Origin of the sequence: Streptomyces kronopolitis (assembly GCF_014646275.1) — a bacterium.
Classification (GTDB): domain Bacteria; phylum Actinomycetota; class Actinomycetes; order Streptomycetales; family Streptomycetaceae; genus Streptomyces; species Streptomyces kronopolitis.
On sequence record NZ_BMND01000013.1, the window covers coordinates 86,304 to 105,346 of the forward strand.

Below are 19,043 nucleotides of genomic sequence, written 5' to 3' on the forward strand. Positions count from 1 at the left end.
GCTCCCGGAAGAAAGTGGTCCCGATGGGGGACACGAAGCACCGCGCCGCTCAGGCGTCGAGTACTGACTTGAGGTTAACACTACCGGATCCAACAAACATTCCCCCTCTCCAAGACCGGCAATCGTCGGCCACCTGCGTGCTCACCCGGCGAGCGGCAGTACGCAGGCGCCCGCCGCGTCGAGGGCCAGGCGGTTCGCCGCCCACCCCTCGCCCGCCAGTGCCGCGACCTTCTCGGCCGCCGCGTCCTCGACCAGCGCGAGCACGGTGGGGCCCGCACCGGACACGACTGCGGGGACGCCGTCCGCGCGCAGCCGGTTCACCAGGGCCACGCTCTCCGGCATCGCCGGAGCGCGGTATTCCTGGTGGAGTCGGTCCTCGGTCGCGGCGAGCAGCAGCTCGGGGCGCCTGGTCAGGGCCTCGACGAGCAGTGCGGCGCGACCGGCGTTGGCCGCGGCGTCCACATGCGGGACGGTGCGCGGCAGCAGTCCGCGGGCGGTCTCGGTGAGCACCGGCTTTCCGGGCACGAAGACCACCGGAACGATGGAATCGGCGGGATCCATCCGGATCGCGCGTGCGGTTCCGGAGTCCATCCAGGCGAGCGTGAATCCGCCCAGCAGGCACGCGGCGACATTGTCGGGGTGGCCCTCGATCTCGGTGGCCAGTTCCAGCAGTGCGGTGTCGTCGAGCTTTTGCTCGCCGCCTATCGTCACGGCGCGCGCGGCGACGATGCCGGCGCAGATGGCGGCGGAGGAGGACCCCAGGCCACGGCCGTGCGGAATGCGGTTGGCGCAGACGATTTCCAGGCCGCGCGGCTGTCCGCCGAGCAGCTCGAAGGCGGTGCGCATCGACCGTACGAGCAGATGGCTCTCGTCGCGGGGCAGGCCGTCGGCGCCCTCACCTGCGATGTCGATGTGCAGGCCGGAGTCGGCGACCCGGACCACGACATCGTCGTACAGGCCCAGGGAAAGACCCAGGGCATCGAAGCCGGGACCGAGATTGGCGCTGGTAGCGGGGGTGCGCACCCGGACGGCGGCGGCGCGGAACGCGGGACCGGCCATCGCTCGATGACTCTCCTTGATTGATGCTGCGGTACTGCCCCGGAACGCCGCGGCGCCGAGGCGCCCGGCCGGCTCATGGGGACCGTTCTGACCTGCCCTGCACACCACTGCGTCATGCCGTGGGGAGGGGAGTTGGCTGCCAGCCTATCGAAGGAAGGTTCTGTCGCGACATAGGGCGCACAGGAGGCGCACGATGCGTGTCGCGCACCGCCTCGTGCACCGGCGCCGCGTTCCCCGGCTTCTGCGGCCTTTGCGGCCTTTGCAGGCCGCGCCGGCCGGGCCGACTTCGCCGCCTTCGCGGCATTGCTGGCTTTGCGGCTGCGCAGCAGGGCGCCGCGCGGAGGTGACGGGACGCACATCGCGTCCCGCCACCGGATGCCGTGCGGGCGGCCCCGCCCGCACGGCGGCGTCCTAGGCGAGGCCGAGGCGCTCGGCGGCGGCGTCCGCGTCGATCGGGACCGTCACCGGCTGCGGCGCGCCGGCCACCGCCCAGTCCGGGTCCTTGAGGCCGTTGCCGGTGACCGTGCAGACGATGCGCTGGCCGGGGTCGACCTTGCCCTCCTCGGCGGCCTTGAGCAGGCCGGCCACCGAAGCGGCCGAGGCGGGCTCCACGAAGACGCCCTCCTGCGCGGCCAACAGGCGGTAGGCGGACAGGATTTGACGGTCGGTCACGTCATCGATGAAGCCGCCGGACTCGTCCCGCGCCCGCTCGGCGTTCGCCCACGAGGCGGGGTTTCCGATGCGGATCGCGGTGGCGATGGTCGTCGGGTCCTTGACGACCTCGCCGCGCACGATCGGGGCGCTGCCGGAGGCCTGGAAGCCCCACATGCGCGGGGTGCGGGAGGCGATGCCGTCGGCCGCGTACTCCTGGTAGCCGCGCCAGTACGCGGTGATGTTGCCGGCGTTGCCGACCGGCAGCACATGGATGTCCGGCGCGTCGTCGAGCATGTCGACGATCTCGAAGGCCGCGGTCTTCTGGCCCTCGATGCGCACCGGGTTCACGGAGTTCACGAGTGCGACGGGGTAGTTGTCGGAGAGCCGGCGGGCCAGCGTCAGGCAGTCGTCGAAGTTTCCGTCGACCTGGAGGATCTTCGCGCCGTGGACCAGGGCCTGGCCCATCTTGCCGAGCGCGATTTTGCCCTGCGGGACGAGCACCGCGCAGACCATGCCCGCGCGGACCGCGTAGGCCGCGGCCGAGGCGGAGGTGTTGCCCGTGGACGCGCAGATGACCGCCTTCGCGCCCTCCTCCTTGGCGCGGGTGATGGCCATCGTCATGCCGCGGTCCTTGAAGGAACCGGTGGGGTTGGCGCCCTCGACCTTGAGGTGCACCTCGCACCCCGTGCGCTCGGAGAGGACCTGGGCCGGTACGAGGGGGGTGCCGCCCTCCCGGAGGGTGACGGCCTCGGTCGTGTCGCTGACCGGGAGCCGGCCGCGGTATTCCTCGATGATTCCGCGCCACTGACTGCTCGTCGTGGACACGGTGGAATTGGCTGACATGGGTTCCTCTACTCCCCTTCGACCCGCATGATGCTGGCGACACCGCGGACGGTGTCGAGCTCGCGCAGAGCCCCGACGGTCGACGACAGGGCCGCGTCCGCCGCCCGGTGGGTGACGATGACGAGCGATGCCTCGCCGTCCTTGCCCTGCTGACGGACCGTATCGATCGATACGCCGTGTTCGGCGAAGATGGTCGCGACCTGCGCGAGTACACCGGGCTTGTCGGCCACGTCGAGGCTGATGTGGTACCGCGTGATGACCGCGCCCATGGGGCTGACGGGCAGCCGTGTGTAGGCGGACTCGCCGGGCCCGGTGGTGCCGGAGAGCTTGTTGCGGCAGACCGCCACGAGGTCGCCGAGGACCGCGGAGGCGGTCGGCGAGCCCCCCGCGCCCGGCCCGTAGAACATCAGCTGACCCGCCGCGTCGGCCTCGACGAAGACCGCGTTGTACGCCTCGCGGACGGAGGCGAGCGGATGCGTCAGCGGGATCATCGCGGGGTGCACCCGCGCGGTCACGGACGCGCCGTCCGCGGCCCGCTCGCAGATCGCCAGCAGCTTGACCGTGCACCCCATGCGCTGGGCGGAGGCGATGTCGGCCGCGGTGACCTCGGTGAGGCCCTCGCGGTGCACATCGTCGATGGTCACCCGGGTGTGGAAGGCGATACCGGCCAGGATCGCGGCCTTGGCGGCGGCGTCGAAGCCCTCGACATCGGCGGTCGGGTCGGCCTCGGCGTAGCCCAGCGCGGTGGCCTCGTCCAGCGCCTCGCTGTAGCCGGCGCCGGTCGAATCCATCTTGTCGAGAATGAAATTGGTGGTGCCGTTGACGATGCCGAGCACCCGGTTGACCTTGTCGCCGGCCAGCGACTCGCGCAGCGGCCGCACCAGCGGGATCGCGCCGGCGACGGCGGCCTCGTAGTAGAGGTCCGCGCCGTTGGCCTCGGCCGCCGCGTGCAGCGCCGCGCCGTCCGCCGCGACCAGCGCCTTGTTGGCGGAGACCACGCTCGCGCCGTGCTCGAAGGCGGCCGTGATGAGCGCGCGGGCCGGCTCGATTCCGCCGATCACCTCGATCACGACATCAATGTCGCCGCGTTTGACCAGCGCGGTGGCATCGGTGGTGACCAGCTCGGCCGGGACGCCCTCGCGCACCCGGTCCGGGCGGCGTACGGCGATCCCGGCGAGTTCCACGGGCGCGCCGATGCGGGCGGCGAGGTCGTCGGCGTGCGTCGTCATGATGCGCGCCACCTCTGAGCCGACAACTCCACAGCCCAGGAGCGCCACCTTCAACGGACGCGTGCGCATCATTCGACCCCTGCTTCTCATCGATCGGCGATTATCGGTTGCTCATGCACCAGTCTCACGCACCGGACGGCGAATTCCGTTCGTCGTCCGGATACCGAGACATTTATTTCATCCCGGGCCGGGGCCCGGCGATCCGGTCCTAGCCCACGTCCAGCCGCAGGAGATCTTCCTCTGTCTCCCGCCGGACGATCACCCTGGCCGCACCGTCCCTGACAGCTACGACCGGCGGCCGCAGCGAGTGGTTGTAGTTGCTCGCCATGGAACGGCAGTACGCACCGGTGGCCGGCACCGCGAGCAGGTCCCCGGGCGCCACATCGGCCGGCAGGAAGGCGTCGCGCACCACGATGTCCCCGCTCTCGCAGTGCTTGCCGACCACCCGCGAGAGCATCGGCTCGGCGTCGGAGGTCCGCGAGACCAGGGCCACGCTGTACTCCGCGTCGTAGAGCGCGGTGCGGATGTTGTCCGACATCCCGCCGTCCACGGACACATACGTCCGCAGGCCCTCCAGCTCCTTGACCGTGCCGACCTCGTACAGCGTGAACGCCGTCGGCCCCACGATCGCCCGGCCCGGCTCGACCGACAGCCGCGGCACCGCGAGCCCGGCCGCCGCGCACTCGCGGCGCACGATGTCGCCCAGCGCCGCCGCGATCTCGTGCGGCTCGCGCGGGTCGTCGTCCGAGGTGTAGGCGATGCCCAGGCCGCCACCGAGGTCGATCTCGGGCAGCTCGACGCCGTGCTCGTCGCGGACCTCGGTCAGCAATTGCACGACGCGGCGGGCGGAAACCTCGAATCCGGCCATATCGAAAATCTGCGACCCGATATGGCTGTGAATTCCGATGAGTTCCAGCCCGTCCAGCTTGAGCGCATGCCGGACGGCCTCGGCCGCCTGCCCGCCCGCCAGCGCGATGCCGAACTTCTGGTCCTCGTGCGCGGTCGCGATGAATTCGTGCGTGTGCGCCTCGACACCGACCGTCACCCGGATCTGCACCCGCTGGCGCCGGCCGAGCCGCTCCGCGATGTGCGCGACCCGGACGATCTCCTGGAACGAGTCGAGCACGATCCGCCCGACCCCCGCCTCGACGGCCCGGGTGATCTCCTCGGTGCTCTTGTTGTTGCCGTGCAGCGCGATCCGCTCGGCCGGCATGCCCGCCGCCAGCGCCGTGGCCAGCTCCCCGCCCGAGCAGACGTCGAGATGCAGCCCTTCCTCGTTCAGCCACCGCACGATCGCCCGCGACAGGAAGGCCTTCCCGGCGTAGAACACGTCCGCGTCCGCCCCGAAGGCGTCCTTCCAGGCCCGGCAGCGCGCCCGGAAGTCGTCCTCGTCCAGGAAGTACGCCGGCGTGCCGAACTCCTCGGCGAGCGCGGTGACGTCCAGCCCGCCGACGGTGGCCACACCGTCGGCATTGCGCCGGACGGTACGGGACCAGACGCGCGGGTCCAGAGTGTTGAGATCGGCGGGCGGGCCTGCGTAGTGCCCCTCGGGCAGCACGTCGGCGTGCCGGGGCCCTGCGGGATGCGCGGAACGGCTCATAGCGGAGAGATCCTCACCATGGTTCAGAGGTGTTCGGGAGCGGAGATGCCGAGCAGACGCAGGCCGTTGGCGAGCACCGTCCCGCCGGCTTCGGCAAGCGCCAGCCGGGCCCGGTGCACGGCCGAGGGTTTCTGCTCCCCGACGGGCAGTGGCGGAAATTCGTCGTGCCAGCGGAAGAACGCGTCCGCCGTCGCCTCCAGATGCCGCACCACCCGGTCCGGCGCCCGCAGCCGCGCGGCGGCCTCGACGGCGGAGGGATAGGCGGCAAGCAGCGCGAGGAACCCCTGAAGGGCCCGGGCGGGGGCGTCCTGCGTCCGGGGCAGACGGGCGGGGGCGTCCGGCAGGCGGCTCCCGCCACCACCGGATGCGGACCGTCGAGACGCCTCGTCCGGGACCTCCGGAAAGCCCTCGGTCACGGGCGGGCCCACGTCCCCCGGCTCCCCGGAAAACCCCAGCTCACCGGCGTTGCGCAGCAGCGCCCTGACCCGGGCATGCGCGTACTGCACCCGGAACCGCGGATTGCTCTCCCGCTGCACCGGCCGCTCCGGCGCCCGCACCGGATCGTGCGCGGCCGGCCGCAACAGCACCCAGCGCGCCTCGTCGGAGCCGAGGCGGCGGAGGAGGTCCAGGAGGTCGGCGGGGGCGTGGGGGCCGACGGGGGCGAGGGGGTCCGCGGGACCGTTCGGCGGGAGGGTCGCGGGGGCGGGGCGGGTGTCGGCCCGGTCCTGCCGCCGGTCCGGCACTCCGGCCGCCGCGTCGATCCGCGCGAGGACCTCGGCCACCACTGCCTCGCGGGCACTACGGGCGGCGGGAGAACGGGGGGCGACGACGGCACCGGGACCAGCGAGGGGATCAGCGGGGGAAACGGAATCAGCGGGGGCAGGGGCGACAGCGGCACCCTCGGCGGCACTCCGATCGCCGTATCCGGCCCCCTGGGCCAGCACCTGCCGCACCAGGGCGACCTGCGCATCATCCCCCAGCGTGAAGTTCAAGAACCCCGGCCCGGCGATCTCGACCCGGGCGATCCCGGGGCTCCCGGCCAGCCGCTTCCGCAGAATCTCGGCCACCTCACGGGCGGGCCGGCCCGCCGGCTTGGCGAGCTGCAGCGCGACATTGGAGGCGTAGTCCCCACAGCCGGGCCGCGGCGGCGGCTGCACCACGATCCGCGCCGGCACGGCCACGGAGAGCTCCTGCTCCTCCACCGCACCACGCACGGAGCGCAGGACGGTACGGGAGAGCTCAGCGGGTGTCACAGGACAAGCGTATGGGAGACCGGGGGTACCCGTGCGACCCGGTTTCGCCCTGTGGACAGTCGGCACCCCGATCCACCCGGCAACACGAGACCGAACCGATCAGCGCCCGGCGCCACCCAGCGGCGCAGCACCGCACTCAGACGCCGGAAATCAGCGGTCACAGATCAGCGGGAATCACGGGAATCAGCAGTCAGAGGCCGACGGGTATCAGCACGCGAAGACCAGCGCTCGAAGATCAGCGGTCAAAGAGGGGCGGGCGAACCAGGACGCGCCTCCCGGAGGGCATCAGGGCGTCCCTCACTCCCCACCCGCGTCCACCATGCCGACCCCACCGGATGTCGCGACCCCACCGGACGAAGCACCGCGCTCCGCCACTCCCCCGCCCCCGTCGCTTTCCCCGTCCTCGTCGTCGGCACCGCCCTGGGGCCCACGCTGCCGCTGCCGCCCCTCGCGCACCAGCTTCCCCACGGTCCGCACCAGATCGGCCGGCTCGAACGGCTTCGCCAGAAACGCGTCCACCCCGACCGACTCCCCGTTGTCCACCTCGCCTTGGGTACACGCACTGACGATGGCGATCGGGATGTCCCACGTCCGCGGATCGGAGCGCAACCGCGCCGCGGTGTGCAGACCGTTGAGTCGCGGCATCACGACATCAAGGGTCACGACATCAGGTCTCACGTGGTGCACGACATCCAGACACTCGGCACCATCAGCCGCGGTCACGACCTCGAAGCCCTCCAGCTCGAGATTGACCCTGATCAACTGCCGGATCACCTTGTTGTCATCGACTACAAGGATCCGACCGGACAAGCCAGGCACACCATGAGACTAGGACCCCACCTGCGACTGCGTCCCGGTTTTCCCCACTTCCGCCCCCGTGTGAGGGACCTTTCCCCGACCGCCACCGCCACCCACCACCCATGCGCTAAGCCCCCGGGAGCCCCTCCCCCGCCACCCACCAAACCTGTTCATGAACACCCCATCAGAGCTGGTAGGGTTCTACCCGTCGCCGCACAAACCGGCGGCAACGCCCCCGTAGCTCAGGGGATAGAGCAACGGCCTCCGGAGCCGTGTGCGCAGGTTCGAATCCTGCCGGGGGCACCTTGTATGAGGTGCCCAAGACCCCGACATCAGCGGAAACGCTGAGGCCGGGGTCTTCGCGTATGTGCGGACAGGTCCAGCCGGAGGCGGACCTGCGGTGATGCCGTGGACGAGGACCTCGGAACTCCCCCGCGCCGCCTCTCCGCCAGGTCGCGAAGATTGAGATCCGCCTTGGCGGCCTGCCTGGCCGCCCGCCCGCCGGGAGTCGGTGCACGAGTGCGGAATCCCCCTCGCAGTCCAGCCCGCCTGCCGTGCGGAACGCTCACAGCACAGCGGCCCCAACTCGCCGAATATTTGGGGAGTTGAGGCAGACGGGGCACGTCGGGAGTGAGTGCGTCGCGGCTTCTCTCGGCGTCGCCGTGGCGACACAGCGACCGGCAGCCGGCTCGGTGGCCGTGCGCCCGGTCGGCGGGGAGTTTCCCGGCGTCAGCCGTTCAGGTGGACCGGGAGGGACTCGATGCCGTAGACGATGGAGAGTTTGCGGAATTCGAGGGCTTCGGGGGTGGTGGCCAGGCGCATGTGGGGGAAGCGGCGTACCAGGGCGGGGTAGGCGGCGCGGAGTTCCATGCGGGCGAGTTCGGCGCCTACGCAGCGGTGGATGCCGTAGCCGAAGGCAAGGTGGGAGGGGACGTTGCGGGAGGGGTCGAAGCGTTCCATGTCGGGGCCCAGATCGCCATCGCGGTCCGCGCCGCTCAGGGAGCACAGCACCACGTCGCCGGCGGTGATCTGGACGCCGCCGATCTCCAGGTCCTCGCGGGCGAAGCGCGGGAAGGCGACCTGTACGACGGTCAGGTAGCGCAGGAGTTCCTCGACGTAGCGGTCGACGACGTCGTCGCCGTCGTGCAGGGCCGCGAAGTGCTTGGGGTCCTGGAGGAGGACCAGGGCGCCGAGCGCCAGCATGCTGGCGGTGGTTTCGAAGCCGCCGGTCAGGACGCCGTCGGCGAGGCCGGCCAGCTCCTCGTCGCTGACCGAGTCGCCGTGTTCCTTCACGATCATCCCGAGCAGACCGTCACCCGGGTTCTCACGCTGCTTCTTGACGATGTCCCGGAAATAGGAAAGGGATTCCGATATGGCGCCGAAGGAGGCATTGGCGCCGCTGAAAAGGTCGAAGCGGGCGGCGCTGAGGCGCTCGAAGTCGGCGCGGTCCTCATAAGGGACGCCGAGGAGTTCGCAAATGACGAGGGAGGGGATGGGCAGGGCGAAAGAGTGGACGATGTCGACCGGATCGCCGTCCCTGCCCGCCTTTTCCATGGCGTCGAGCTGTTCCTCGACGATCTCGTGGATGCGGGGGGTGAGCCGGCCGAGCCGGCGCATGGTGAATTCGGGCGTGAGAAGGCGCCGGAGGCGGGTGTGCACCGGCGGGTCGGCGAATCCCAGCCCGCCGGGGTTCTGTTCGGCGCCCGCGCCGGCCTTGCCGACGAGGTTGGTGAAGTCCGAACTGAAGGCATTGGCCTTTCCCAGTACCGCCTTGACCTCGTCGTAGCCGGTGACCAGCCAGACGTTGGCGGCTATGGGTACGGGAAGCCGGCTGATCGGCTCCTCCTCCCGGACGGCCGCCAAATCGCCCACGGGGTCGAGGCCATCGCGCCGCAATGGCATCAGGACGGACTCGGGCAAGAAAGACATTCGAGACAGGTCGAATCCTTTCCTGCGCGTTCTCGCCAGATACATACGGCCGGCCCAGGCGATGATCCGGGAACGGAGAGTCGTCATGACGCTAATACTGCCTTTCGTCGAGGGGGACGGTCACCCGCGCTCCGCGGCCCGCAACAGGCGGGACGGCACGGGCCCTCCACTCGGCGTGCACGGGTGTGACGTACGCCATAGCCCCTCGCTCACGGTGGTCATGGACCAGGTCCATGCCATCGACCGGTGTCTTCGGTCATCCGCATCAGCGTGACGAGCTCGGCCTCGGCCTTCTTCTTCTCTTCGGTCTGGACGAGTTTACAAAGTGCCATTGGGCGCGTTCGCGGAACAACCCGGAATGCCCCCGAGTCACCCCGGGGCGATCCCTGATTCTCCCCTGAGGTGACCAGTGGTTCGGAGGTCGCGACCACCGGCCGGGGGCCGTGACGCCGGGCCGGTGGCAGTGCCCTCTTGGATCCGCGACGGTGTCCTCCTGGGCCCGCGATTCTGCACTTTTCTACAGGCCGCAACGAACCGGCGAACCGGCGGCCTGGCAGCCCAGAGACCCGGCAACCCGGCGAGCCGGCGTGCGAGCCCGCTCCACTTCCGCGCCGGTCAAATACGTTCCGGCGATGAACAGTTGAGGCTCCCGGCCCCCGCACCCCCGGGAGCGAGGCCGTCCCGCGGGACCCTGACACCCCCTCCCACCCCGTTACCCAAAGTGACGAGTTGCGTACCGTCCGGTGTCTCCCTAGCGTGAAAGGAGAGGTGAGGCAGGCGGCAGGGCGCGTCGCGGGAGCGTGGCGCACGGCAGGCAGGAGCCGCACTCGCTGCCGGGGAAGGGTGCGAGGAGCACCGCCGGTGGGGCACAGGCCCCGGCCCGTCCGTCAGGTGACGCCCGGTGACACCACTCGATCCACCCCGTGGGGACTCCCCCGGGGCTCTCCCCTTCGCAGGAGGAAGCGCATGTTTCCGAAGCCGAAGACCGGCCTGTTTCCGAGGCCGAAGACCGGCGTGGCCGGTGCGTTCGCCCTGTGCGTGCTGTCCGGTGCACTGACCGGGGCCGTCGTGGCGGGTCCGGCGCGGGCGGCTGACGGGGACGGCAGCCTCGCCCCGTACGAGGCGCACATCGTCGCCAAGGCGGGGGTGGTGCTGCGCACCGGGCCGAGCTACGAGTTCAGCGCGGTGGGCTCGAAGGGCTACGGGGCGGTGGTGGGGATCGCCTGCAGGCTCAACGGGCAGAAGGTCGAGGGCAACCGGGTCTGGTACAAGCTCAGCGACTCCTCGTACGTCTGGTCCTCGGAGCGGCACATCGTGCGGGTCGGGACGGAGCCGCCCCGCTGGTGTTGAGGCGGCCGGGCGTGCGCCCCGGGGATACTCCTGGGGACGTCCCGGGGTGGCCTCGGGGTCGCCCCCGGTCGCGGAGTCCGGGGCGTGCGGCGGCGTACGTGCCCCGCACGCCCGGAACTCTCCAGCCTCTTCGGACGCACCGGACGCCGTATCCGACATAACGGAAATAGCGGCCACAGCTTGCTACGTTGCCAGGCATGACGGCACTGGCAAGGGCGGCCGCCGCGCGCCCGTTGGACACTCCCCCACCGCTGCCGCTACTGCCCCGGCGACGGGGCGTCGAACTGGCCCTCCTGGCGGGCGCCGTCCTGATCAGCGTCTGCGGGTACGTCGTCGTGGGGCTCGCCCGGTGGCATGCGCTGCCGGCCGGGGCGCTGCGGTACGGGGCAGGGCTCGGCGGGCTCGCGCTGCTGGCGCATCTCGCCGTCCGCTTCCGCGCCCCGTACGCCGATCCGCTGCTGCTGCCCACCGCGGTGCTGCTCAACGGGCTCGGGCTGGTGCTGATCTTCCGGCTCGATCTGGACACCCCGGCGGACCATGCCGCACCCACCCAGCTGGTGTGGTCGACGGTCGGGTTCGTGCTCTTCATCGCGGTGGTGGTGCTGCTGGACGACCACCGGACGCTGCAGCGGCACGCCGCGCGCTGTGCGGCGCTCGCGCTGCTGCTGATGGCCTCGCCGATCCTCTTCCCCGCCGTCAACGGGGCGAAGATCTGGATCCGGCTGGCCGGATTCTCCATTCAGCCCGGTGAGTTCGCCAAGGTGCTGATCACCGTCTTCTTCGCGGCCTACCTCGCGGCCAACCGCGGGGTGCTGGCGCGCACCGGCCGCAGTATGGGGCGGTTGCAGCTGCCCGCCGGCCGGGTGCTGGGGCCGGTGGTGGCGATCTGGCTGGTCAGCGTGGCCGTGCTGGTCCTCGAACGGGATCTGGGGACCTCGCTGCTGTTCTTCGGGATCTTCGTCGTGCTGCTGTACGTGGCCACCGGGCGGACCGGCTGGATCGCGGTCGGGCTGCTCCTGGCGGGCATCGGGGCGGCCGCCGTCGGCACGCTGGAGCCGCATGTGCACGTCCGGGTCGAGGACTGGCAGCATCCGTTCGCCGGGATCGCGGCGGGCCAGGGGCCGGGGCAGCTCGCCCAGTCGCTGTTCGCGTTCGCGGCCGGCGGGATGTTCGGCACCGGCCTCGGCCAGGGGCACTCGTATCTGATCGGCTTCGCGATGAAGTCCGACTTCATCCTGGCGACGTTCGGCGAGGAGCTCGGGCTGGCCGGGCTGACCGCGCTGTTCCTGCTGTACGCGCTGCTGGTGGCCCGCGGCTACCGGGCCGCGCTCGGGCTGCCGGACGCGTTCGGCAGCCTGCTGGCGGTGGGCCTCGCGGCGCTCCCCGCCCTCCAGGTCTTCGTCATCGCGGGCGGGGTGATGGGGCTGATTCCGCTGACGGGGATGGCGATGCCGTTCCTCGCGCAGGGCGGGTCGTCGGTCGTCACCAACTGGATCATCGTCGCGCTGCTGCTGCGGATCAGTAACCGGGCGCGGATGCCGGGGAAGGAGGGGGAGGGCGAGACGGGAAAGGCGGGAGAGGCAGACGGCGGCTCCGCGGCGGGGGGCGCGGAGGCCGGTGGCTCGACGGCCGGGCCCCCTGCGGTCCCGGCAGGAGAGGCGGCGCACGGCGCGAGCGGTGCAGGGGCCCTGGCCGGGCGGGACGGGCTGTTCGGGTCGGGCAGCTGGGTGGTGGGCTTCCTGAAGCCGACCGGTTCCCCGGCGGCCCGGAGCCGGCCCCCGTCGGCCGCGTCCGCCCCTTCGTCCCCACCGGCCGCACCAGCCGCCCCCGCTGCCCCGGCCGCCCCCGCCGATGACGCCTCCGCCCCGGAGGCCGGCCGGTGATCCGCTGCATCCGGCACACCGCCGCCTTCTCGTTCCTGCTGCTCATGGCGCTGCTGGTCAACGCGGCCCGGGTGCAGATCCTGGAGACCGAGCACTACGGGAACAGCCCGGCCAACCGCCGCACCGCGATCGCCCGTTACGCGCAGCCGCGCGGTGCCCTGCTCGTAGCGGGCCGCCCGGTGACCGGTTCCCGGGACAGCGGCGGGCGGCTGCGCTACGAGCGCAGCTACACCGACGGCCCCCTGTACGCGCCGGTCACCGGCTACTCCTCGCAGATCTACGGGACCTCGCTGCTGGAGAGCGCCGAGGACGGGGTGCTCTCCGGCGCCGACGACCGGCTCGCGGCCTTCCCCTGGTGGGACCGTCTCACCGGAACCCACCGGGCGGGCGGCCGGGTCCACACCACCATCGACCCCCGGATGCAGCGCGCCGCGTTCGAGGGCCTGGGGGACAAGAAGGGCGCGGTGGCCGCCATCGAGCCGCAGACCGGCCGGGTGCTGGCGCTGGTCAGCACGCCGTCGTACGACCCGGGTGAGCTGTCCGGCAACGGCCGGGCGGCCGGTGCGGCCTGGCGGCGGCTGAACGGTGCCGAGCGGCGGCCGATGCTCAACCGGGCCCTGGGGGAGACCTATCCGCCCGGGTCCACCTTCAAGGTCGTCACCGCGGCGGCCGCGCTGGAGAGCGGCGCGGTCACCGATATCGACGCCCCGACGGACTCCCCCGACCCCTATCCGCTGCCCGGCACCGCCACCCGGCTCGGCAATGCCGCCAAGGGCTGTGCGGACGCCCCGCTCAAGGACGCCTTCCGGGCCTCGTGCAACACCGTCTTCGCACGGCTGGGCGCCGAGGTCGGGCTGCGCGGCATGGCCGCCACCGCCCGGAAGTTCGGCTTCAACGACCGCCGGCTGCGGATCCCCTCGCTCGTGGCGCCGAGCAACTTCGACACCCGGATGGACCCCTCGCAGGTCGCGCTGTCGGCCATCGGCCAGTACGACACCGCCGCCACGCCGCTCCAGATGGCGATGGTCTCGGCGGTGGTCGCCAACGGGGGGCGGCTGGCACCGCCGTACCTCGTCGACAAGGTGACCGACGCCCGGGGGGTGCTGGTCGAGGACGGTCCGCGCCCGGCCACCCGCCAGGTGATCGGCCCGGTCACGGCCCAGCAGCTCCAGGAGATGATGGTCGACGTGGTCGCGCACGGCAGCGGCCGGCGCGCCGCGCTCAAGGGCGTCACGGTCGGCGGCAAGACGGGCACCGCGCAGCACGGGGTGCGCAACGAGGGCATGCCCTACGCCTGGTTCATCTCCTGGGCGCGGGCCAAGGACAGCTACCAGCCGGCCGTGGCGGTGGCCGTGGTGGTTGAGGACGCGGCCGCCGACCGCGCGGACATCAGCGGCGGCGGGAGCGCGGCGCCGATCGCGCAGGCGGTGATGGCGGCGGCGCTGGGCTGAGGCGCGGTGCGCCGCCCCGTGCGGGATCGTGCGGCCGGACCCGCCGTCGCCCGGCCTCGGCGCCGGGTCACAATGGCCGTATGGCTGATGCGATCCCGCCCATGGAACCGGCTCCGCCCCCGATGCTGTCCCTGGCCGAGGTGGAGGCGCTGGCCCGGCGGGTGCACTCCGGCCAGACCGACAAGGCCGGCCGCCCCTATACCGAGCATCTGGCCGCGGTCGCGGCGGGCGTGCGGGAGCGGGGCGGCAGCGAGGAGCAGATCGCCGCGGCCTGGCTGCACGACGCGGTCGAGGACGGGGCGCTGAGCCGTGAGTGGCTGGCCGGTGCGGCGCTGAGCCAGCCGGTCAAGGCGATGATCCTGGCGGTCACCAAGGCGCCGGACGAACCGGTCGAGGAGTACACCGCCCGCATCCTGGCCACCCCCGGGGCGCTGCTGATCAAGGAGTCGGATCTGGCGCACAACGCCGATCCGGAGCGGCTGGCCGTCCTGGACGCGCCGACCCGGGAGCGGCTGGCGGAGAAGTACGCGCGGGTGCGGGCCCTGCTGGGGCTGACCGGCCCGTGACCGGCGCGGGGCCCGGCCGCCGGGCGGCCGCGACCGGCCCCGGGGGTCCACACATCGGACAGCTCCGCAGAAAGGTGTCATACGCAGCTAGTCTGCGGTGATGACCACTCCGCAGCCTTCGCCGCCCCCGGAGCCCGCGCCGTCCGCACCGCCGCCGGACCCGGGAGCCGCCCGTGTGATCGCCGCCCTGGAGGGCGTCGGCGTCCGCCGGCACACCACGGGGCAGGTCATCCTCGACGCCGTCGACTGGACCGTGCGGTCCGGTGAGCACTGGGCGCTGCTCGGCGCGAACGGTGCCGGCAAGACCACCGTGCTGCGCCTCGTGGGGGCGCTGATGTTCCCCACCGTCGGCAGCGTCGAGGTGCTGGGCCACCGGCTCGGCTCGGTGGACGTGCGGGAACTGCGCGCCGCCATCGGCCTGGTCTCCGGCGCGCAGAAGGTCCCACAGGACGCGACCGGCCACACCGTCGTGCTGACCGGCGCGACCGGCACCGTGCAGCCGCTGTGGCGGAAGTACGACGGGGCCACCCGTGAGCGCGCCCATGAGCTGCTCGCCGAACTGGACTGCAAGGAGCTGGCGGACCGGCCGTACGGGGTGTGCTCGGGCGGCCAGCGGGCCCGGATCCTGATCGCCCGCGCGCTGATGGCCGAGCCCCGGCTGCTGCTGCTCGACGAGCCGTTCAACGCGCTCGACCTGCCCTCCCGCGAGGACCTGATCGACGCGCTGCACCGGCTGGCGGCGGGGCGGCCGGAGCTGTCGACGGTGACGGTCACCCATCACCTGGAGGAGCTGTCCCCGGCCATCGGCCACGCCCTGCTGCTGCGCGAGGGCCGGGTGCAGGCGCGCGGCCCGGTGGACGAGGTGCTGACCGGGGCGCGGATGACGGCCTGCTTCGGCCGGCCGATCGAGGTCTCGCGGCACGAGGGGCGCTGGCTGGCGCGGTCGGGGAAGCGCTGACCCGCTGAACCGGGGCGGGGCCGCGCTGATCCGGTGCGGGGCCGTGCCGGGCCGTCGCACCCCGCGAGCCCGTCCCATCCCACCGGCCCGTCCCATCCCACCGGCCCGGCCCGCCCCGCCGGTCAGTCCTGCGCCGCCCCCTCCTCGATGGCCGCCGCGACCTCCGCCGTACGGGCCTGCTCCTCGGCCGCGAAGCGCTCGGCGTCCAGCTTCTCGGCGAGTTCCTCGTCCTCGGCCATCAGCAGATCGAGGTTGGAATCGCCCATCTCGAAGACGCCCATGTCCACATAGGCGCGCTGGAGGCGCTCGCCCCACAGCCCGATGTCCTTGACGCAGGGCACGATGCGGCTGAACAGCAGTTTCCGGAAGAGGTGCAGGAACTCGGAGTTCTCGGTGAATTCGGCGGCCTCCTTCGACGGAATACCGAAGTTCTCCAGGACTTCCAGGCCGCGCAGCCGGTCGCGCATCAAGTAGCAGCCCTCGATGACGAATTCCTCGCGCTCGCGGAGTTCGGCGTCGGTGAGCTGCCGGTAGTAATCGCGCAGCGCCATGCGTCCGAAGGCGACGTGCCGCGCCTCGTCCTGCATGACATAGGCGAGGATCTGCTTGGGCAGGGGCTTGGTGGTGGTGTCGCGGATCATGCCGAATGCGGCCAGCGCCAGGCCCTCGATCAGCACCTGCATTCCGAGGTACGGCATGTCCCAGCGGGAATCCTTCAGGGTGTCGGACAGCAGCGCCTGGAGGTTGTCATTGATCGGGTAGAGCATCCCGACCTTTTCCTGGAGGAAGCGGCTGTAGATCTCGGCGTGCCGGGCCTCGTCCATGGTCTGGGTGGCGGAGTAGAACTTCGCGTCGAGGTCCGGGACGGATTCGACGATCCGGGCCGCGCAGACCATCGCGCCCTGCTCACCGTGGAGGAACTGGCTGAACTGCCAGGAGGTGTAGTGCCGGCGCAGATCGCCGCGGTCCTTCTCGGTCATCTTGTCCCAGTACCGGGTCCCGTACAGGGACATGGACTCGTCCGGGGTGCCGAGCGGGTCCTGGGGGTCCACTTCGAGGTCCCAGTCGATCCGCAGGGTGGCGTCCCACTGCTTGTCCTTGCCCTTCTGGTAGAGCGCGAGCAGCCGTTCGCGTCCGTCGTCGTAGTCCCAGCTGAAGCGGGCCGCGCCGGAGGCGGGCACCTTCCACACGGGGTCGCCTGGGTCGTGCACATAGAGGTCTCGGGTCGACACGGACGCCTCCTCGGCTCGCCAAACGCCTTGTCACGGGCGGTCGTTGGCAGGCTCACACGCTTCTTACCGGCGGGTCAATAAGTCGCGCACGGGGGATTGACGCGCTTGCTGACAAGCAGTCTCATAAGAGGGAACGCGGGAAACCCAGGAGCGAGGTAGCCAGATCATGACGAGCGCGCCCACCGACATGACCGAGACGGACACCGAGGTCCTGCGGGACGCCCTCGGTCTGCTCAAGGACCGGGAGCAGGTCGCCGAGCGGCTGCTGGACTCCTCCGCCCGGCACTCCTTCGACCCCGACACCGAACTCGACTGGGACGCGCCCCTGGAGGAGGACAAGTGGTTCTGGCCGCCGGAGCTGGTCTCGCTCTACGACACCCCGCTGTGGCGGAGGATGTCCCTGGAGCAGCAGCAGGACCTCGCCCGGCACGAGGCCGCCTCGCTCGCCTCGCTGGGCATCTGGTTCGAGATCATCCTGATGCAGCTGCTGGTGCGGCACATCTACGACAAGCCGGTGACCAGCGCGCACGTCCGCTACGCGCTCACCGAGATCGCCGATGAGTGCCGGCACTCCAAGATGTTCGCCCGCATGATCCACAAGGGCGGCACCCCCGCGTACCCGGTCTCGCGGGTGCACCACAACCTCGCCCGCGTCCTCAAGACCGTCTCCACCACCCCGGGTTCGTTCGCCTGCACCCTGCTCGGCGAGGAGATCCTGGACTGGATGCAGCGGCTGACCTTCCCGGACGAGCGGGTGCAGCCGATCGTGCGCGGGGTGACCCGCATCCATGTCGTCGAGGAGGCCCGGCACGTGCGCTACGCCCGTGAGGAGCTGCGCCGCCAGATGATCACCGCACCGCGCTGGGAGCGGGAGTTGACCCGGGTCAGCTCCGGCGAGGCGGCCCGGGTCTTCTCGCTCGCCTTCGTCAACCCCGACGTCTACTCCCGGGTCGGGCTGGACCGGCGCGCGGCCCTCGCCCAGGTCAAGGCCAGCGGCCACCGCCGCGAGGTGATGCAGTCCGGCGCGAAGCGGCTCACCGACTTCCTGGACGACATCGGCGTACTGAGCGGCGTGGGACGCAGGTTGTGGCGCCGCTCGGGCCTGCTGGCCTGAAGGATCCTTGTGAACCGTCCGGTAACCGAGCGGCTGTCCGAAGCGGAATCCGGGCCGGATACGCTGCTGTTCATGAACGGCAGCGGCACCGCCCCAGCAGTACCCCGACCCGCCTACCGCAGGCTGAGCGTCGAGCAGCGCCGCAGCCAACTGCTCACCGCCGCCCTGGGCCTGTTCGCCCAGCGCGCCCCCGAGGACGTCTCGCTGGACGACGTGGCGAACGCGGCCGAGGTCTCACGCCCGCTGGTCTACCGCTACTTCCCCGGCGGCAAGCAGCAGTTGTACGAGGCCGCGCTGCGCAGCGCGGCCGACATGCTGGAGCGCTGCTTCGCCGAGCCGGAGAGCGGACCGCTGACCCAGCGGCTGTCGCGCGCGCTGGATCGCTATCTGGCGTTCGTCGACGAGCACGACGCGGGCTTCAGCGCGCTGCTCCAGGGCGGCAGCGTCGTGGAGACCGCCCGCACCGGCGCCATCGTGGACGAGGTGCGGCGGGCCGCGGCCGACCAGATCCTGCGGCATCTGGGCGAGCCCGAGCCGGGCCTGCGGCTGCGGATGACCGTGCGCATGTGGATCACGGCCGTCGAGGGCGCCTCGCTGATCTGGCTCGACGAGGACAAGCAGCCGGGCCTCGACGAGCTGCGGGACTGGCTGGTCGACCACTTCATCGCCCTGCTGACCGCGACCGCGGCCCGCGATACGCAGACCGCCCGGGTGACGCGGGCTGCGCTGAAGCTGGAGGCCGCCGACGGCCCGGCCGGCGCGCTGGCCCGCCGGCTGCTGCCCGTGGTGAGCGACGCCACGCATCTGCTGTGAGCTGCCGCCCCGCAGTGTCGGTGGGAGACTGACGGCGTGCGAAGCGAGAACACCCCGTTCGTCGGCGGGCCGCTGGACGGCCGGGTACTGCCCGTACTGGTCGGCATGACCGGGCAGCCGCCGAAGACCTACGAGGTCCCGGTGCCGGACGACGGCCAGGGGCCGCCGCGGCGGTATGTCTACCGGCGGGTGCCGGGGCGGGTGGGCCGGCTGGGGCTGCCGAGCGGCTGGCGCTACGAGTACGACCCGGAGGCCGAGGCCGGCGACGGGCCGCGGTGGCCCTGGCGCAGGCCCCGCTGAGCGGTGCGCCC

At 71.7% G+C, this 19,043-nt stretch carries 15 protein-coding genes, 1 tRNA gene and 1 pseudogene; 9 read left to right on the forward strand and 8 right to left on the reverse strand.

Going from position 1 to position 19,043, the window contains the following annotated elements:
- Positions 1-141 precede the first annotated feature (141 nt).
- The 6 genes from thrB to IEY78_RS16535 all read right to left on the reverse strand — a co-directional run bounded on the left by thrB (position 142) and on the right by IEY78_RS16535 (position 7,457).
- Positions 142-1,059 (reverse strand): homoserine kinase, encoded by a 918-nt coding sequence (thrB, locus tag IEY78_RS16510; RefSeq protein ID WP_189098971.1) that lies wholly within the window; start codon positions 1,057-1,059, stop codon positions 142-144.
- Between the two features lie 411 nt (positions 1,060-1,470).
- On the reverse strand, positions 1,471-2,556 hold the full coding sequence (gene thrC / locus IEY78_RS16515; RefSeq protein ID WP_189098973.1) for a threonine synthase: 1,086 nt from the start codon (positions 2,554-2,556) through the stop codon (positions 1,471-1,473).
- A gap of 8 nt (positions 2,557-2,564) precedes the next feature.
- Positions 2,565-3,857: a homoserine dehydrogenase gene (locus IEY78_RS16520; RefSeq protein WP_189098975.1), complete on the reverse strand. Its 1,293-nt coding sequence runs from the start codon at positions 3,855-3,857 to the stop codon at positions 2,565-2,567.
- A 136-nt stretch (positions 3,858-3,993) separates the two neighbouring features.
- Positions 3,994-5,385 carry a diaminopimelate decarboxylase gene (lysA, locus tag IEY78_RS16525; RefSeq protein WP_189098977.1) on the reverse strand — a complete coding sequence of 464 codons (1,392 nt, stop codon included), beginning with the start codon at positions 5,383-5,385 and terminating at the stop codon, positions 3,994-3,996.
- Positions 5,386-5,408: 23 nt separating this feature from the next.
- Positions 5,409-6,638 carry an ArgS-related anticodon-binding protein NrtL gene (gene nrtL / locus IEY78_RS16530; protein WP_189098979.1) on the reverse strand — a complete coding sequence of 410 codons (1,230 nt, stop codon included), beginning with the start codon at positions 6,636-6,638 and terminating at the stop codon, positions 5,409-5,411.
- A gap of 297 nt (positions 6,639-6,935) precedes the next feature.
- Entirely contained in the window at positions 6,936-7,457 is a 522-nt protein-coding gene (locus IEY78_RS16535) for a response regulator (protein WP_373294168.1), read from the reverse strand.
- Between the two features lie 210 nt (positions 7,458-7,667).
- On the opposite strand from IEY78_RS16535, the gene IEY78_RS16540 reads away from it, so the two are divergent.
- Positions 7,668-7,739: transfer RNA gene (locus tag IEY78_RS16540), tRNA-Arg, on the forward strand.
- Between the two features lie 426 nt (positions 7,740-8,165).
- Here IEY78_RS16540 and IEY78_RS16545 read toward each other — a convergent pair.
- Positions 8,166-9,452 carry a cytochrome P450 gene (locus IEY78_RS16545; protein ID WP_189098983.1) on the reverse strand — a complete coding sequence of 429 codons (1,287 nt, stop codon included), beginning with the start codon at positions 9,450-9,452 and terminating at the stop codon, positions 8,166-8,168.
- Positions 9,453-10,331: 879 nt separating this feature from the next.
- On the opposite strand from IEY78_RS16545, the gene IEY78_RS16550 reads away from it, so the two are divergent.
- The 5 genes and pseudogenes from IEY78_RS16550 (at position 10,332) to IEY78_RS16570 (ending at position 15,573) form a co-directional block, all read left to right on the forward strand.
- Positions 10,332-10,715 carry a hypothetical protein gene (locus IEY78_RS16550; RefSeq protein ID WP_229699994.1) on the forward strand — a complete coding sequence of 128 codons (384 nt, stop codon included), beginning with the start codon at positions 10,332-10,334 and terminating at the stop codon, positions 10,713-10,715.
- 197 nt (positions 10,716-10,912) lie between these two features.
- Positions 10,913-12,298 (forward strand): annotated as a pseudogene (locus IEY78_RS16555) (FtsW/RodA/SpoVE family cell cycle protein); the annotation flags it as partial.
- Positions 12,299-12,594: 296 nt separating this feature from the next.
- Positions 12,595-14,049, forward strand: a complete 1,455-nt coding sequence (locus IEY78_RS16560) for a penicillin-binding transpeptidase domain-containing protein (protein WP_189098985.1) — start codon at positions 12,595-12,597, stop codon at positions 14,047-14,049.
- Between the two features lie 80 nt (positions 14,050-14,129).
- On the forward strand, positions 14,130-14,615 hold the full coding sequence (locus IEY78_RS16565) for an HD domain-containing protein (RefSeq protein ID WP_229699995.1): 486 nt from the start codon (positions 14,130-14,132) through the stop codon (positions 14,613-14,615).
- A 100-nt stretch (positions 14,616-14,715) separates the two neighbouring features.
- Positions 14,716-15,573, forward strand: coding sequence for an ABC transporter ATP-binding protein (locus tag IEY78_RS16570; RefSeq protein ID WP_373294169.1), 858 nt, complete (start codon positions 14,716-14,718; stop codon positions 15,571-15,573).
- Between the two features lie 122 nt (positions 15,574-15,695).
- Here IEY78_RS16570 and IEY78_RS16575 read toward each other — a convergent pair whose 3' ends face one another.
- Positions 15,696-16,805, reverse strand: a complete 1,110-nt coding sequence (locus IEY78_RS16575) for a ferritin-like domain-containing protein (RefSeq protein WP_189098987.1) — start codon at positions 16,803-16,805, stop codon at positions 15,696-15,698.
- 166 nt (positions 16,806-16,971) lie between these two features.
- On the opposite strand from IEY78_RS16575, the gene IEY78_RS16580 reads away from it, so the two are divergent.
- From IEY78_RS16580 to IEY78_RS16590, 3 genes are all read left to right on the forward strand, one after another.
- Positions 16,972-17,919 carry an AurF N-oxygenase family protein gene (locus IEY78_RS16580; RefSeq protein ID WP_373294171.1) on the forward strand — a complete coding sequence of 316 codons (948 nt, stop codon included), beginning with the start codon at positions 16,972-16,974 and terminating at the stop codon, positions 17,917-17,919.
- A 72-nt stretch (positions 17,920-17,991) separates the two neighbouring features.
- Complete coding sequence (locus IEY78_RS16585; protein ID WP_189099099.1) at positions 17,992-18,732, forward strand: TetR/AcrR family transcriptional regulator; 741 nt, start codon at positions 17,992-17,994, stop codon at positions 18,730-18,732.
- 36 nt (positions 18,733-18,768) lie between these two features.
- The gene (locus IEY78_RS16590; RefSeq protein ID WP_189098989.1) at positions 18,769-19,032 is read left to right on the forward strand and encodes a DUF8847 domain-containing protein; all 264 of its coding nucleotides are present in this window, start codon (positions 18,769-18,771) and stop codon (positions 19,030-19,032) included.
- Positions 19,033-19,043: the final 11 nt, after the last annotated feature.

Coding starts and splice junctions, on each gene's coding strand:
- IEY78_RS16520 (WP_189098975.1), bottom strand. CDS start 3,857: ATGATGCGCACGCGTCCGTTGAAGGTGGCGCTCCTGGGCTGTGGAGTT.
- IEY78_RS16580 (WP_373294171.1), top strand. CDS start 16,972: ATGACGAGCGCGCCCACCGACATGACCGAGACGGACACCGAGGTCCTG.
- IEY78_RS16545 (WP_189098983.1), bottom strand. CDS start 9,452: ATGACGACTCTCCGTTCCCGGATCATCGCCTGGGCCGGCCGTATGTAT.
- IEY78_RS16550 (WP_229699994.1), top strand. CDS start 10,332: ATGTTTCCGAAGCCGAAGACCGGCCTGTTTCCGAGGCCGAAGACCGGC.
- IEY78_RS16570 (WP_373294169.1), top strand. CDS start 14,716: ATGACCACTCCGCAGCCTTCGCCGCCCCCGGAGCCCGCGCCGTCCGCA.
- IEY78_RS16565 (WP_229699995.1), top strand. CDS start 14,130: ATGGCTGATGCGATCCCGCCCATGGAACCGGCTCCGCCCCCGATGCTG.
- lysA (WP_189098977.1), bottom strand. CDS start 5,385: ATGAGCCGTTCCGCGCATCCCGCAGGGCCCCGGCACGCCGACGTGCTG.
- IEY78_RS16585 (WP_189099099.1), top strand. CDS start 17,992: ATGAACGGCAGCGGCACCGCCCCAGCAGTACCCCGACCCGCCTACCGC.
- thrC (WP_189098973.1), bottom strand. CDS start 2,556: ATGTCAGCCAATTCCACCGTGTCCACGACGAGCAGTCAGTGGCGCGGA.
- thrB (WP_189098971.1), bottom strand. CDS start 1,059: ATGGCCGGTCCCGCGTTCCGCGCCGCCGCCGTCCGGGTGCGCACCCCC.